General features: G+C 70.5%; 12 protein-coding genes. 2 read left to right on the forward strand and 10 right to left on the reverse strand.

Annotated features, from left to right (window positions below):
• Window positions 1-236 precede the first annotated feature (236 nt).
• From rsmA to lptF, 6 genes are read right to left on the reverse strand one after another with little or no spacing between them, the layout of a single operon-like run.
• On the reverse strand, window positions 237-1,082 hold the full coding sequence (gene rsmA / locus FHD68_RS13320; protein WP_045983591.1) for a 16S rRNA (adenine(1518)-N(6)/adenine(1519)-N(6))-dimethyltransferase RsmA: 846 nt from the start codon (window positions 1,080-1,082) through the stop codon (window positions 237-239).
• Window positions 1,083-1,137: 55 nt separating this feature from the next.
• On the reverse strand, window positions 1,138-2,103 hold the full coding sequence (gene pdxA / locus FHD68_RS13325; protein WP_164871468.1) for a 4-hydroxythreonine-4-phosphate dehydrogenase PdxA: 966 nt from the start codon (window positions 2,101-2,103) through the stop codon (window positions 1,138-1,140).
• Window positions 2,100-3,371, reverse strand: coding sequence for a peptidylprolyl isomerase (locus FHD68_RS13330; protein ID WP_127897874.1), 1,272 nt, complete (start codon window positions 3,369-3,371; stop codon window positions 2,100-2,102). Before FHD68_RS13330 ends, pdxA begins: the two co-directional genes overlap by 4 nt.
• 31 nt (window positions 3,372-3,402) lie before the next feature.
• On the reverse strand, window positions 3,403-5,784 hold the full coding sequence (locus FHD68_RS13335; RefSeq protein ID WP_240542497.1) for an LPS-assembly protein LptD: 2,382 nt from the start codon (window positions 5,782-5,784) through the stop codon (window positions 3,403-3,405).
• Window positions 5,781-6,890, reverse strand: coding sequence for an LPS export ABC transporter permease LptG (gene lptG / locus FHD68_RS13340; RefSeq protein WP_045983588.1), 1,110 nt, complete (start codon window positions 6,888-6,890; stop codon window positions 5,781-5,783). Before lptG ends, FHD68_RS13335 begins: the two co-directional genes overlap by 4 nt.
• Complete coding sequence (gene lptF, locus FHD68_RS13345) at window positions 6,887-8,008, reverse strand: LPS export ABC transporter permease LptF (protein ID WP_127897875.1); 1,122 nt, start codon at window positions 8,006-8,008, stop codon at window positions 6,887-6,889. Before lptF ends, lptG begins: the two co-directional genes overlap by 4 nt.
• Before the next feature lie 110 nt (window positions 8,009-8,118).
• Between lptF and FHD68_RS13350 the strand changes: the two genes are divergently transcribed.
• Together FHD68_RS13350 and FHD68_RS13355 are read left to right on the forward strand one after the other, a co-directional pair.
• Window positions 8,119-9,702 carry a leucyl aminopeptidase gene (locus FHD68_RS13350; RefSeq protein ID WP_127897876.1) on the forward strand — a complete coding sequence of 528 codons (1,584 nt, stop codon included), beginning with the start codon at window positions 8,119-8,121 and terminating at the stop codon, window positions 9,700-9,702.
• 132 nt (window positions 9,703-9,834) lie between these two features.
• Window positions 9,835-10,284: a DNA polymerase III subunit chi gene (locus FHD68_RS13355; protein ID WP_045983585.1), complete on the forward strand. Its 450-nt coding sequence runs from the start codon at window positions 9,835-9,837 to the stop codon at window positions 10,282-10,284.
• Window positions 10,285-10,369: 85 nt separating this feature from the next.
• Here FHD68_RS13355 and urtE read toward each other — a convergent pair whose 3' ends face one another.
• The 4 genes from urtE to urtB all read right to left on the reverse strand — a co-directional run.
• Entirely contained in the window at window positions 10,370-11,077 is a 708-nt protein-coding gene (gene urtE / locus FHD68_RS13360; RefSeq protein ID WP_127897877.1) for an urea ABC transporter ATP-binding subunit UrtE, read from the reverse strand.
• 1 nt (window position 11,078) lies between these two features.
• Complete coding sequence (gene urtD, locus FHD68_RS13365; protein WP_127897878.1) at window positions 11,079-11,819, reverse strand: urea ABC transporter ATP-binding protein UrtD; 741 nt, start codon at window positions 11,817-11,819, stop codon at window positions 11,079-11,081.
• Window positions 11,816-12,991: an urea ABC transporter permease subunit UrtC gene (urtC, locus tag FHD68_RS13370; protein WP_127897879.1), complete on the reverse strand. Its 1,176-nt coding sequence runs from the start codon at window positions 12,989-12,991 to the stop codon at window positions 11,816-11,818. The genes urtD and urtC overlap by 4 nt, the downstream gene beginning before the upstream one ends.
• Before the next feature lie 3 nt (window positions 12,992-12,994).
• Window positions 12,995-14,210: urea ABC transporter permease subunit UrtB (urtB, locus tag FHD68_RS13375; protein WP_139085974.1), on the reverse strand; the 1,216-nt coding region annotated here is incomplete at its 5' end.

The following is a 14,210-nucleotide window of genomic DNA, read 5'->3' on the forward strand; positions in this document are numbered from 1 at the left end:
CGCCGCGTGCGGTGGCCGAGGACGGGACGCCCGCGCCGACCCGCAGCCGCCGCAAGCCCGTGGCCGAGGCCGAGCGTCCGGCCCCTGTCCGCCCCGAGGGCGATCAGGACTGATCCGGGCCGATCATCGGAAAGATGGGAAAGGGCGCGCCAGATCGGCGCGCCCTTTGTCGTAAAGATCCCATGAAGGGCGTCATTTTGGGCGTCCGCCGTCGTTGCGGGGCCGATGGCGCGGGATCAGCCCTGCCGGGCCGCCTGAAGCGCGCGAGCCAGGGCGCAGAAGCGTTCCAGCTCGATTTCCTCGGCGCGGGCGGTGGGGGGGATGCCGACGCTGTCCAGCAGCGCCTCGATCTGGGGGTGCAGGCCTTTCAGGCTGGCGCGCAGCATCTTGCGGCGCTGGTTGAAGCCGGCCCCTGTTATCTGTGACAGGATCGCCGCATCGGCGGGGAAGCGCGGCTGTGGCAGGGCGGTCAGGTGGACGACCGCGGAATGGACCTTGGGCGCGGGCACGAAGGCCTCGGGCGGCAGGGACATCACGATCTGCGCGTCCGCCCGCCATTGCGCCAGCAGCGCCAGCCGACCATAGGCCTTGGAGCCGGGACGGGCCACGATGCGTTCGGCCACCTCGCGCTGGAACATCAGCGTCAGCGATTGCCAGAAGGGTGGCCAGTCCCGGGGCGTCAGCCAACGGATCAGCAGCTCGGTTCCCACGTTGTAGGGCAGGTTCGCGGCCACGCGGATCGGCGGCGTCAGGTGTGCCAGCGGGTCGATCTGCAGCGCATCGCCGGTGATGACCGTCAGGCGGCCGGGATAGGCGTCGGCGATCTGTTCCAGCGCGGGCAGGGCGCGGGGGTCCTTTTCGATGGCCAGCACGTGGCGCGCGCCGCAGGCCAGCAGGCCGCGGGTCAGACCGCCGGGGCCGGGACCGACCTCGAGGACGTCGCATCCGGTCAGGTCGCCCGCCTGCCGCGCGATCTTGTGCGTCAGGTTCAGGTCCAGGAGGAAGTTCTGGCCCAGCTGCTTTTTCGCGCGCAGGTCATGGGTCGCGATCACCTCGCGCAGGGGGGGCAGGTTGTCGATCATCGCGAGGTCCTGGGGGCGGGGGCGCGCCAATGGGTATTTGGACAAAGGAGAAACCTCATGCCCGGCTGTCCGCCATGGAGCGCGCCAGACGCAGCGCGGCGATGGTCGAGGAAGGATCGGCCAGCCCCTTGCCCGCGATGTCAAAGGCGGTGCCGTGATCGGGCGAGGTGCGGATGAAGGGCAGGCCGAGCGTCACGTTCACGCCGCCGTCGAAATCCAGCGTCTTGATGGGGATCAGGCCCTGGTCGTGATAGCAGGCGACGGCCGCGTCATAGCGCGCCCGCGCAGGGGCGTGGAACAGGGTGTCCGCCGGATGGGGGCCGGTGACGTGCAGGCCCTGATCGCGCAGACGGGCGATCAGGGGGGCGATCATGTCGCGGTCCTGGGTGCCCATCATGCCGCCTTCGCCCGCATGGGGGTTCAGCCCCGCAACCGCGATGCGCGGGGTAAGCAGGCCGAAATCGCGGATCATCGCGGCATGGGTCAGGCGGATCGCCTGTTCCAATGCTTGTTCGGTCAGGGCCGTGGGCACGTCGGCCAGGGGGATGTGGATCGTCGCGGGCACCACCCGGCAGGGTGGCGTCACCGTGGTCGAGGCCAGCATCATCGCCACCGGCACGTCGCCCGCCAGATGCGCCAGGAATTCGGTATGGCCCGGGAAGGCGAAGCCCGCGCCGCGGATCAGGGCCTCTTTGCTGATGGGGGCGGTGCAGATCGCGGCCACGCGGCCCGCCATCGCCAGATCGACCGCGCGGGCGATGACCGCGATGACATCGGCCGCATGGGCAGGGTCGGGGCGGCCGGGCGTGGCGGGGCCTGCGAAGTCATGGCGCAGCACCGGCAGGTGGCCGGGCGGAACGGCATCGTCGGGGTCCGCGACCGGGGTCCAGGCGGCGGTCGGAGGCAGGTGGCGCGGATCGCCCATCCAGATCAGGTCCACGCCCGCGGCCAGCGCCAGCGGCGCCAGTTCGGGGCCGATTCCCGCGGGTTCGCCGCAGGTCAGCAGGATGCGCGCCATCAGGGCCGCCGGATGATCGCGTCGGCCCGCAGATCGGCCAGCAGCCCTTCGGCGGCGGTGTTGATCTTGGCGTTGAACAGTCGGTCGCGGACGGCCTCGCGCGAGGGGATGCCCTGGACTTCGGGCTGGGGGATCGCGGCCTCGACCCCGTCATCGGGCAGGGCGGTGGTGGCCACCTGGGCCTGGGCGGCCAGCGCGGGCTGGCGCGAGCACAGCATCACCAGATCGGCCCCCGCGCCCGACGGGACCACCCCGGCCTCGTTGGCGTCCAATGAGGCCAGGCGCGCGCCGATCATCTGCGGGATCGCGCCCTGGGACACGGTCTGGCGCTGGATCTGGGCGGCGGCCTCGGGGCCTGCCTGGACGTAAAGGTCGTCGCAGCTGGTGGCCCGCGCGGCCAGGCTGGCCGCATCGGTGACCGAGGCCAGCCGCAGGGTCATGTAGTCCAGCACCTGTTCGCGCGCGCCCGGGCGCAGCGTGCCTTGGGCGTCGCGCAGGAAGAACAGGACCACCGCGCCTTCGACCGGCAGGGGCGGCGTGGTCTGGCCGGGCTGCAGGCCGGCGATGATCGGACGCAGGCTGGGCGGCAGGTTGTCCAGCGCCAGCAGTTCCAGCCGCCCGCCCGCCTCGGCCGAGGGGGTGGCCGAATACTGCCGCGCGGCTTCGGCGAACTGGGCCTCGGTCGGGCGCGAGGCGGCGATGCGTTCGGCCAGCTGCAGGGCCTGCGCCTCCTGTCCCGGCGGGGCGGGGATGATCAGCTCCGACAGCAGGACGCGGTCGATGATCGGGGTCTCGATCACGCGCTCCAGCTCCTGGTCGACCTCGGCGTCGGTGACGTTGACGCGGGGCAGCAGGCGGGCGCGCACGACGTCGCGCCAGACGGTGCCCGCCTCGACGAAATCGCGGAACACGCCTTCCTCGATGCCGGCGCGTTCCAGCTGGGCGATGAAGCCCGCCGCGTCCAGACCCGCGCGGCCTGCGAATTCCTCCAGACCGGCCTGCAGCCCCTCGGGGGTGATCTCGACGCCGATCTGGCGGGCGGCCTGGATGCGCAGGCGGTCGTCGACCAGCGCCCGTTCGGCGGCGGCGGCACTGGCGTCGGGGGCGCCGATCACCTGCATGAACCGCATCCGCTGATCGACCTCATAGCGGGTGACGGCGCTGTCGTTCACATAGACGACGGGCGCGAACAGGTTCTGCGCCGCCGCCGGCGTCACGGCGCCCGTGGCGATCATCGCCGCCAGGGCGATACCCGAAAGAAATTGCCGCATGTCTGCCCTCATCTGGTCCTTGGCCCGCAGGTTAGCGCATGCAGTTGCGGCGCGCCACCGTGCCGGGGCCGTCTTCTTGTGCGCCGAACCCGCCAAGGCGGACCGACAGGTCGAAGCTGGTTTCCGCGCGCAGCAGGTCGCTGCTGCTGAAGCGCCGCGACAGGCCGCTTTCCAGCGTGATGCATTCGTTGCGATAGGCCACGCGCAAGGCCGCGCGCTGTGCCCGGTCGGCGGCGAAATCATACCGCGTCTCGGCCTCGCCCCACCAGCCGTCCGCGATCTGCCATCCGACATTGGCGGCCAGTTCGCTGGCGTTGACGACGCGGCCCTCGTCCTCGCCGCGGTCGATCCAGATGTAGCCGGCCGACAGGTTCAGGTCCGGGCGCAGCCAGCCCACCCGCAATTCATTGCGCGAGATGCGCGCCGAATCGTCGAACAGCGCGCGGTTGGCCACGGCCAGCCCGCCGCCATTGTCGAAGTTCGCGGCCAGCAGCCAATCCGAGCTGCGCCCGCCCAGGGGGCTGTCGGCGGCAAAGTTGTCGGCATCGCGCGCGCGCAGCACGCGCCCGCCGGTCACCCCGATCGACCAGCCTGTCGGATCGATCCGCGTCCAGGTGGCGCCGATGTTGGCGCGCAGCCCGGTCTCGCGCACGTCCCAGCCCGGAAAGCGGTTGTCCGAGAACAGGTTGCCTTCGTCGAACTCGATCAGGCGGCTGTCCTCGTTCGGGATGTCCTGGTCGCGGCCGCGCGGCGAATAGAGGACCTGGACCACCGGCTCGACGATATGGGTGGCGCCGCCCGTGCCGCCGGCCAGGGGCCAGCGCAGTTCGACCCCGACCTGCGGATCGACGCGGGTCACGACGTCGTCGAACTGGTCGTCCTGCGCGATGCGGTACAGATCCGCGTCCAGCCCGGCCAGGGCGGCCGCGACGATGCCGCCGGGCAGGATCTGGTTGCGCCGCCAGTCCAGGCCCACGGATGCGCGCGCCACGTCGCGACCGACCAGGTCGCTGTCCGACGGGCGGCGATGGGCATGGGCCGACCATTCCAGCAGCGCCTCGCCGCCGATCAGGCGTGGCGTCAGGCGGCGCATCCAGATGGCGTCGGCCACCTGCGCCGGAGAGGTCGCGTTGTCCTCGTCCTCACGCAGAGTCTCATAGTTGCCGACGCGGCCCCAGAACAGCTTGTCGCGGCGCACGCGTTCGACGCTGACGCCGCTCCACAGGCGGTCGGCATCGGTGACGCCGTAATCCAGCAGATAGGCGCGGTCGCTGGCATGCTGGACCTGCAGCGCCAGGCGATAGTCGCGCGGCAGCAGGAACTGGGCCGCGCCGAACAGATAGCCGCGCGTCTCGCCCGGGCGCAGGTCGTCGCGGCTGATCGCGCCGTTCCATTCCGTGGCCCCGGTTGTGAAGGCCTGGCGATAGCGCAGCTCCAGCGTGCGGGTGCGGCTTTCGCTGACATAGGGGGTGACGGTCAGGTCGGTGCTGTCGCCCAGTGTCTGGAAATACGGCAGCTTGACCCCGAACCCCAGGCCCGAGGTCGTACGGATCTCGGGGCGCAGAAAGCCCGAGCGGCGTTCCACCGACGGGTCGGGCGCGGTCACACGGAAGGGCACATAGGCCAGGGGCACGCCGAAGGCGCGCAGCTGCGGGCGGTCGAAGGTGATCAGCCGCGTGTCGGCGTCGTGGATGATGCTGCGGGCGCGGATCTCCCATAGGGGCGTCGGATCGGTCGCGCAGATCTGGCAGCTGGAGGCCACGACATTGTCCAGCTGGCTGATCCGTCCGTCCTCGCGCCGCTCCAGCCGGGTCGAGGCCAGCTGCAGTTCGCGGGCCAGCACCAGCCGCGCGCCCAGGACGATGCCGTCCTGCAGTTCGCTGTCCAGCTGGGCGCTGTCGGCGATCAGGATGGCGTCGGTCTCGGGGTCGGCGGCGCCGGGGCGGGACAGGTGGATCGGCCCCTCGATGGTCAGATCGCCGCTGTCGCCGTCGACGACGATCCGGTCGGCAACCAGCCGGGCGCCCTGGTGCCAGACCACGACGCCGCCGGACGCGGTCAGGGTCTGGTCGCCCGCGACGTCGATCCGGTCGGCCAGCAGCGTGGCGGCCCCGGACTGCGGATCGCGCGGCCCGCCGCCGGGCAGGGTCACGTCGGCATCGGGTCCCACCACCATCGGGTTCTGGGGCGAGGGGGTGCGGTCGGCCACGGGCGCGCTGCCCAGGGCAACCGATTCGGGCGCCAGGGCCGTCACTCCGCTGTCGGCGGACATGCTGCCCGGCATGCCCGTCAGCGGCTGCACGCCCATGCCGTCATCGGCATCGAACATCGACTGGGCGGCCAGCGGACCGGACAGCGCGATCAGCGCCACCCCAGCCCGCAGCAGGCCCCGGCTTACCATGCGCGCGCTCATCCGTCCTCCCGTCTCAGGATCAGCCCCAGGGCCAGCATCGCGCCGACCAGGGGCGGCGTCCAGGCCGCCATCGCGGGCGGGATCTGCCCGTTATCCCCCAGAACCTGCGCCAGGTTGCGCAGAAAGAACAGCGCGATCCCCGCGCCGAACGCCATCAGCACGGCACCGCCGGTGTTGCGGCCCCGCACATGCTGCATGGTAAAGGCCGCGGCGATCAGCACCATCGCGGCCATCAGGAACGGGCGTGCCAGTTCGGTCTGGAACCAGACCTTGTGCCGGGCGGCGGAAAAGCCTGCGCGTTCCAGCCCGGCGATGAACTGCGGCAGCTGCCAGACCGGCACTGATTCGGGACGACCGAACCCTTCGCGGATGCGCTGGGCGGTCAGGTCCGACGCCAGGGTCATCGCGGCGCTGCGGGTGACGGCCGCCTGCGGATTGGGCTGATCCAGGGGAAAGTCGCTGACATCGCGCAGGTCCCAGGCCCCGGGGGTCAGCCGCGCCTCTCGGGCCTCGATGCGGCGGATCGGACCGGCCTCGGCGCCGAAGACCAGGAAGCTGGCGTCATACAGGGTCACGGCATCGGGGCTGGCGCGGCTGGCGCGGATCACGATCTGGCCGGCCTCCTCCCCGCCCTGCTGGACGGCCTGGCGCAGCCATACGGCGCTGTCGCCCAGGCTGACGGTCTGGCTGCCGGCGCGGTCGATCTCGGCCACGGCGTCGTCGTAAAGCGAGCCAGTGGCGGCGACCAGCGGGTTCAGTAGGCCAACGGTCAGCGCCCCCAGCACGATCGCGGTGGCCACCGGGGCCCGCACCACGCGCAGTGCCGACCTGCCCGATGCGCGGATCGCCACCATTTCCGAACTGCGGGCCAGGCCCAGGAACAGCGTGATCCCGGCCAGCACCGTCATCAGCGGCAGGATGGAATAGAAGCTGCCGGCGATGTTCAGCCCGGCCAGCCGCGCCGCCCCGCCCAGGCCGATGTCGCGGCCCGAAAAGCGGCGGATGATCTCGATCATGTCGATCAGGAACAGGATCAGCAGGAACACCCCCGCGATCATCATGAAGGCGCGCAGGAAGCGGCGCGCGACGTAAAGAGCCAGGATCATCGGGCGACCTCGCGTGGTCCGCGCGGTCGGGCGGCCAGCCACAGGAAGGCCAGGCACAGCCCCGCGCCCAGGACGGCGGGCAGATACAGGAGCGGCCACAGCGCGGCATCGCGGCCAACTTGGTTCGCGGCCGCGTTGGTCAGGAACTGCACCGCGATCAGCGACAGGGTGGCCCAGCCCACCTGCCGCCACACCCCGAACCGCGAGAACCCGCCGATCAGCAGCGTGGCAAAGCCCAGCATGGCCGCAATCGGCGACAGCAGCGGCTGGGCCAGCCGCTCATGCGCCTCGCGCTGGGCGTCGGCGGCGGTCGCGCCGGTAGCCTCCAGGACGGCCGGGTCGGCCTGCAGCAGCGCCAGCGTGCCGAAATCGCGCAGGTCGCGGCCCCGGCTGCCGCCGCCCGCGAACATCGCCCCCACGTCATAGCTGAACTCGTCGAAACGGGTCACCGACAGGACCGGGCCGTCGGGGCCGGGGCGCAGGTTCTGCGCCATGCCCTCCAGCAGGATCAGGACCGGGCCGGTATCGTTCCGGACGACCAGCGCCTCCTGCGCGGTATAGGTGACCTGGTCGGCGGGATCGCGCGAATCCTCGATGAACAGGTCCAGCAGGCGACCGTCGCCCGCCACGTCGCGGATGAACAGCGTGACCCCGCGCGCCGGGTACTGGAAGCTGCCGGGGCGCAGGAACTGCGCGGTCACGTTTTCGGCAATCTCGGCGCTGCGGTCGGCCAGGCGGGCGCGGGCCATGGGCACCAGCCCGTGAACCAGCACTGCCACCATCACGCCGACGAAGACGCCGAAGATCAGCACTGGCCGCGCCAGCCGCCACGGCCCCAGGCCCGCTGACTGCATCGCCACCAGTTCGGATTCGCCGGCCAGGCGGTTGGTGCCATAGGCGGTCGCCGCGAATGCCGCCACCGGCAGCACGACCGAGATGACCAGCGGCAGCGTCAGCGCCGTGAACTCCAGCACCACCAGGGCGGTCTGGCCGTCGTTCAGCAGATCGTCGAACAGGCTGACCGCCCGGTTGATCCAGTAGACGGACACCAGCACCAGGGCAAAGAACCCGAACAGCGTCAGCAGCTGTCCCAGGATGTATCGGTCGATGCGCGGCATGGATGGTCCTTGGCGTGACGTTCCGTCCTGCTTAGCGGCAAGGGCGGCTCTGGAAAAGGGCCGGGCGGGGGTCTAGGGTCGGCGCAACCAGACGTGAGGACCGTTTTGCAATGACCCAACCTGTCGAAATCAACTTCACCGAGGTCGCGCTGGACAAGCTGGCCGATCACAAGGGCCGCGTGGCCCTGATCATGACCGACGCGTCCAAGCTGCCGGGCAAGCTGCCCCGCGTGATCCGCGACGCCGCGACACGCGCGTTGGCCTCCAAGGCGGGCCGCGCGCTCAAGCCCGGTCAGGCGCTGGAGCTGGCCTTTCCCGCGGGCATGGCCGCCGACGCGCTGATCCTGGTGATGCTTCCCAATTCCGCCACCCAGGCCGAGGCACGCCGCGCCGGGGCCGCCCTGGGCGCCAAGCTGGGCACCGGGCACACGCTGGTTCTGGCGGGCAGCCACAAGCAGGCCGGACAGATCGCCTTCGGGCTGGCGCTGCGCGGCTATGATTTCTCGGTTTACAAGACCAAGCCCGCGACGCCGGACGCCGCCCCGGCCCAGGCCGAGGGGCTGATCCCCGAACAGCAGGCCGGACAGGACGACGCCGTCCTGGGCGACGCGCAGGCGACCGAGGCCCCCGACAGCGCCGATGCGCCCATCGGCGACAAGGCCCGCGTCACCGTGATGGTCAAGGACCCCGAGGCATTGGCGAAATCCGCCCAGGACGCCGCCGCGGTGGCCGAGGGCGTGTTCTTCACCCGCGACCTGGTCAACGAACCCGCCAACGTCCTGACCACCACCGACTTCGCCGACCGCCTGCTGGCCATGCAGGAGATCGGCCTGGAGGTCGAGGTTTTGGACGAGGATCAGCTGGCCAAGCTGGGCATGCGCGCCCTGCTGGCCGTGGGCCAGGGCAGCGAATCGCCCTCCAAGGTCGTGGTGATGCGCTGGAACGGCGGCGGCGACGAGGCGCCGCTGGCGCTGGTCGGCAAGGGCGTCGTCTTCGACACCGGCGGCATCTCGATCAAGCCGGGCGCCGGCATGGAGGAGATGACCATGGACATGGGCGGCGCGGGCGTCGTCGCGGGCACCATGCGCGCCCTGGCGCTGCGCCGCGCCAAGGCCAATGTCGTGGGCCTGGTCGGCCTGGTCGAGAACATGCCCGACGGGCGCGCCTATCGTCCCGGCGACATCCTGAAGTCGATGAAGGGCGACACGATCGAGGTCGTGAACACCGACGCCGAGGGCCGCCTGGTCCTGGCCGACGTCCTCTGGTACGCGCAGGAAACCTATCGCCCCCGCGCCATGATCGACCTGGCGACCCTGACCGGCGCGGTCATCATCGCGCTTGGCCATGACAATGCGGGCGTCTTCTCGAACGACGACATGCTGGCGGGCCAGCTCCTGTCGGCCGCCAAGGCGGAGGGAGAGGGCGCATGGCGCCTGCCCCTCGGCGCGGCCTATGACGGGCTGATCAACTGCCGCCTGGCGGACATGAAGAACTCGGGCGGGCGCGCGGCGGGTTCCATCACCGCGGCGCAGTTCCTGCAGCGTTTCGTCAAGGAAGGCCAGCCCTGGGCGCATATCGACATCGCGGGCGTGGCCCTGCCGCCGGGCGGCACCGACCTGGCGCCCAAGGGCGCGTCGGGCTGGGGCGTGATGACGCTGGATCGCCTGGTGCGCGACGGCTTCGAGGACGTGTGAGCCCCGCGACGTCTGCGGTGCACGCCCCGTGCACCGCCTGCGCACGCCCCGGACGCCCGCGATCGTCGGCGTCCGGGGCCACGCTGCCCCTTGCCGGCGGTCGCGCCGCCATCGCCGGGGTGCTGCGCTGACATGGGCAAGGCGCTGTTCTATCACCTGACCCGGTCCCCGGCCGAGGCGCTGCTGCCGGTCCTGCTGACCAAGGCTCTGTCCGCGGGTTGGCGGGTCGAACTGTCGGCCCCCGACCCGGATCGCCTGGACCGGCTGGACCAGCAGCTGTGGCAGGGCGACGGCTTCCTGCCGCACGGCCTGTCCGGCGGCCCCCATGACGCGCGACAGCCGATCCTGCTGACCCTGCCCGATCAGCCTGCCGCCAACGACCCGTCCTGCCTGATGGCGCTGGACGGTGCTCCGGTTGCGCCCGATCGCGCGCAGGCCGTGCAGCGGACCTGCATCCTGTTCGACGGGGGCGACGCGCAGGCGCTGGAACGCGCCCGCGCGCAATGGCGCGAGCTGACCGCCGCGGGCGTCGAGGCGGAATACTGGTCCGAAGAATCGGGCAAGTGGGAACGCAAGCGCTAGGGCAGGACGGTCATGTCCGGGTGCCGGCCTTCCGGGGGGTCAGGGGGGCTGGCAGCCCCCCTGCCACCGTCCGCGACGACGTCCTTCAGGCGCTGGCATGTCCCGCCAGGCGGGCGTGCAGGTCCGACCGCGCCAGATCGGATTTCGGCCCCTGCAGCACCGCGCGCCCGCGTTCCATGACCAGGAACCGGTCGCCCAGATCCCAGGCAAAGTCAAAGAACTGCTCGACCAGCACGATCGCCATGTCGCCCCGGTCGCGCAGCCCGGCGATCACCTGCCCGATCTGGGCGATGATGTTGGGCTGGATCCCCTCGGTCGGCTCGTCCAGCAGCAGCACGCGGGGCCGGGTGATCAGCGCGCGGGCGATGGCCAGCTGCTGCTGCTGGCCGCCCGACAGATCGCCGCCCCTCCGATGCGCCATGTCGGCCAGCACCGGAAAGCTGTCGAAGATCGCGTCCGGGATGCGCCTGTCGCCGCGGGGCAGACAGGCGAACCCGGTCTCCAGGTTCTCGCGCACCGTCAGCATCGGAAAGATCGCGCGGCCCTGCGGGACATAGCCCACGCCCATCCGCGCCATCCGCTGCGCCGACAGCCGGCCCAGGGGCTTGCCGTCCCAGGTGATGTCCCCGCCTGACCGGGGATGCCTGCCGGCCAGCAGGTTCATCAGGCTGGTCTTGCCCACGCCGTTGTTGCCCATCACGCAGGTGACCTCTCCGGGGCGCGCCACCAGGTCGATCCCGTGCAGGATCTGGCTACCGCCGTAATGCAGGGTCAGGTTCTTGGCCTCGATCATCTCATCGCCCCAGATAGACGTCGATGACGTCGGGATTGCGGGTCACGTGGTCCAGGCTGCCTTCGGCCAGCACGGACCCCTGGTGCAGCACGGTCACCTTGCAGTTCAGGCGGCGCACGAAATCCATGTCGTGTTCGACCACCACCACGGCACGCGTTTCCGCCAGCCGGCACAGCAGCGTCGTCGTCTGTTCGCGTTCCGCCAGGGTCATGCCGGCCGCGGGTTCGTCGACCAGCAGCAGCCGCGGGTCGGATGCCAGCAGCATCCCGATCTCCAGCCACTGCTTCTGGCCGTGGCTCAGCTCTCCGGCCGGGCGGGACAGCTGGTCGGCCAGCCCGACCTCGGTGGCTAGCTCGCTCACGCGGTCCCGCGACGCGGCCGTGGGCCGCCAGCCCAGCACCGCGAACGGGCTGCGGTCGGCCTTCAGCGCCATCACCAGGTTGTCGGCGACCGACTGGTCCTCGAACACGGTGGGTCGCTGGAACTTGCGACCGATCCCCTCGCGGGCGATCTGCGCCTCGGACAGCTTCAGCAGCGATTTCGACGTGGCCCCCCACAGCACCTCGCCCGTGTCGGGGCGCGTCTTGCCGGTCACGATGTCCATGAACGTCGTCTTGCCTGCGCCGTTCGGCCCGATCACCGCGCGCAGTTCGGCCGCGTTGATGGAAAAAGACAGGTTGTTGATCGCCTTGAACCCGTCGAAGGACTTGCTGATCCCGCTGACCTCCAGAAGCGCGCTCATGCCCGGTCTCCCTTGCGGCTGAACAGGTCGAACACCCCGGCGATGCCCTTGGGCGCGAACAGCGTGACCAGCACGAAGGACAGGCCCAGCAGCACCTGCCACCAGTCGACCCAGTTCACCACGTATCCCGGCAGGTGGATCGACGGCGTCCGCCCGCCGGTGAACCAGCTGGACAGAAGCGACACGACCACCGAACCGATGACCGCGCCGTAGAGCCGCCCGCGCCCGCCGATCGCCACCCAGACCGCCAGGTAGATCGAGGCGATGGGCATCATTTCGGCCGGGTTGATGATCCCGGCCTGGGGATAGTACAGCGCCCCGGCGATGGCGGTGATCATCGCGGCCAGGGTGAAGACGACCAGCTTGAACCCCTCGACCGGATAGCCCAGGAACCGCACACGCGTCTCGTCGTCGCGGATGGCGCGGGTGACGCTGCCGAACTTGCCGCTGACCAGCCAGGCGGCCAGGGCATAGAACAGCGCCAGCGCCGCGGCCGATGCCCACAGGAACCACACCGACAGGGTCGCCTGGCCCACATGGTCCAGCCCCGGCAGGTTCTGCAGGCCCGACAACCCGTTGTTGCCCCGGAACCCGCTGTCGTTCTGAAACAGCCACAGCGCCAGCGCCAGGGTCATCGCCTGCGTCAGGATCGACAGATAGACGCCGTTGACGCGGCTGCGGAAGGCCAGCCAGCCGAAGATCAGCGCCAGAAGCCCCGGCACCGCCACGACCAGCAGCAGCTGCAGCCACAGCGAATGCGCGAAGGACCAGACCAGCGGCAGGTCGGACGACCCGACCACGCCGAAGATCTGGTTGGTGACCGCGTCGCGGACCTCCTGCGGGGTGGGGGGGATGGGCGATTGCGCCAGCTGCGGCGCGACGATGGCTTCAATGCGCGCATACATCAGCCATTGTCCGATCATGTAGCCGCCAAGCGCGAAGAACGCCATCTGGCCCAGGGACAGGATGCCCAGGTATCCCCAGACCAGGTCCATCGCGACCGCCGCCAGCGCCAGGCACAGCGTCATGCCCAGGATCTTGACCGTTGATGTCGGCAGCGCGCCGGTGCCATAGGCCTGGCTGGTCAGCGTGACGGCCAGTGTCAGCACCGCCAGCACGGCCAGCATCGCCAGGACCGACGGATTCCTCAGGATGAAGGGGGTTCGGGTCATGTCTTACGCCTCGGCCGCGCGACCGCGCTGCGGGATGATCCCGCGCGGCCGGAACTGGATGAAGATGATGATGAACAGGATCATGAAGGTCTGGGCGGCCAGCGTATTGGCGGGGTTCATGAACTCGATCACCTTGGACAGTCCGCCGATCAGGGTGGCCCCCGCCAGCGTGCCCCAGATGTTGCCCACGCCGCCCACGACCACGGTCATGAAGCTTTGGACGATGTATTGCTGGCCGATTTCCGACGTCACCTGCGCGAACAGACCGATCGCCACGCCTGCGATCCCCGCGATGCCGGACCCCAGACCGAAGGTCATCATGGCGATTCGGTCGGGGTTGATGCCCATGGATGCCGCCATGCCGGGGTTCTGGGTGACGGCGCGGACCTCAAGGCCCAAGCGTGTGCGCTTCATGATGAACAGGAACAGCCCCAGGAACAGCAGTGCCAGCACGAAGATCGCAACCCGGATCGCGCTGATGCCGATGACGTCGTTCACGGTGATCGACCCCTCCAGCCAGGCGGGGGCGGTCAGCGGGCGGGCCTGGGTGCCGAAGATGTTCTTGGCCAGCTGCTGCAACGCGATGGACACGCCGAAGGTCGCCAGCAGCGTCTCCAGCGGGCGGTTGGCCAGGTGCCGGATCACCAGACGGTACAGAACCACCCCCGCCAGCGCGGTCACCACGAAGGCCAGGGGCAGCGCCACCACCAGCGACAGCGTGCGGTCCGCGATGACGGTCTGGACCGTGTAGGCGGTATAGGCGCCCATCATGATGAATTCGCCATGGGCCATGTTGATGACCCGCATGACGCCGAAGGTGACGGCCAGCCCGATCGCCGCCAGGAAATAGATCGAGGCCAGCGACAGCGCGTCCAGCCCCAGGTCGATCCCGGTCATCGCGCCAAGGCGCACCTGGGCGCGGATCTGGGCGGCCTTGGCCGCGTCCGTCACCGCGGGGTCGGGTTCGGCATAGACCTCGAAGAAGCGGCTGGCGTCCAGGGCGGCCTGGATCTCGGTCTCGGTCGCGGCGGGGGGGACGGCGCCTGCCGCCTCCAGCGCCTGATAGGCGCGGTCGCGGGCGGCCTGGTCGGACAGGTGGTCCACGGGCACGCCCGCCACCGCCCCGTCGGTGATGTTGGCGGCCAGCGCCGCGCGCTGATCGGCACCCGACAGGGGCGGCTGCAGCAGGTCCTGCTGGACCAGCTGGGCCAGGGCCGCC

Origin of the sequence: Paracoccus marcusii (assembly GCF_006151785.1) — a bacterium.
Lineage (GTDB): Bacteria > Pseudomonadota > Alphaproteobacteria > Rhodobacterales > Rhodobacteraceae > Paracoccus > Paracoccus marcusii.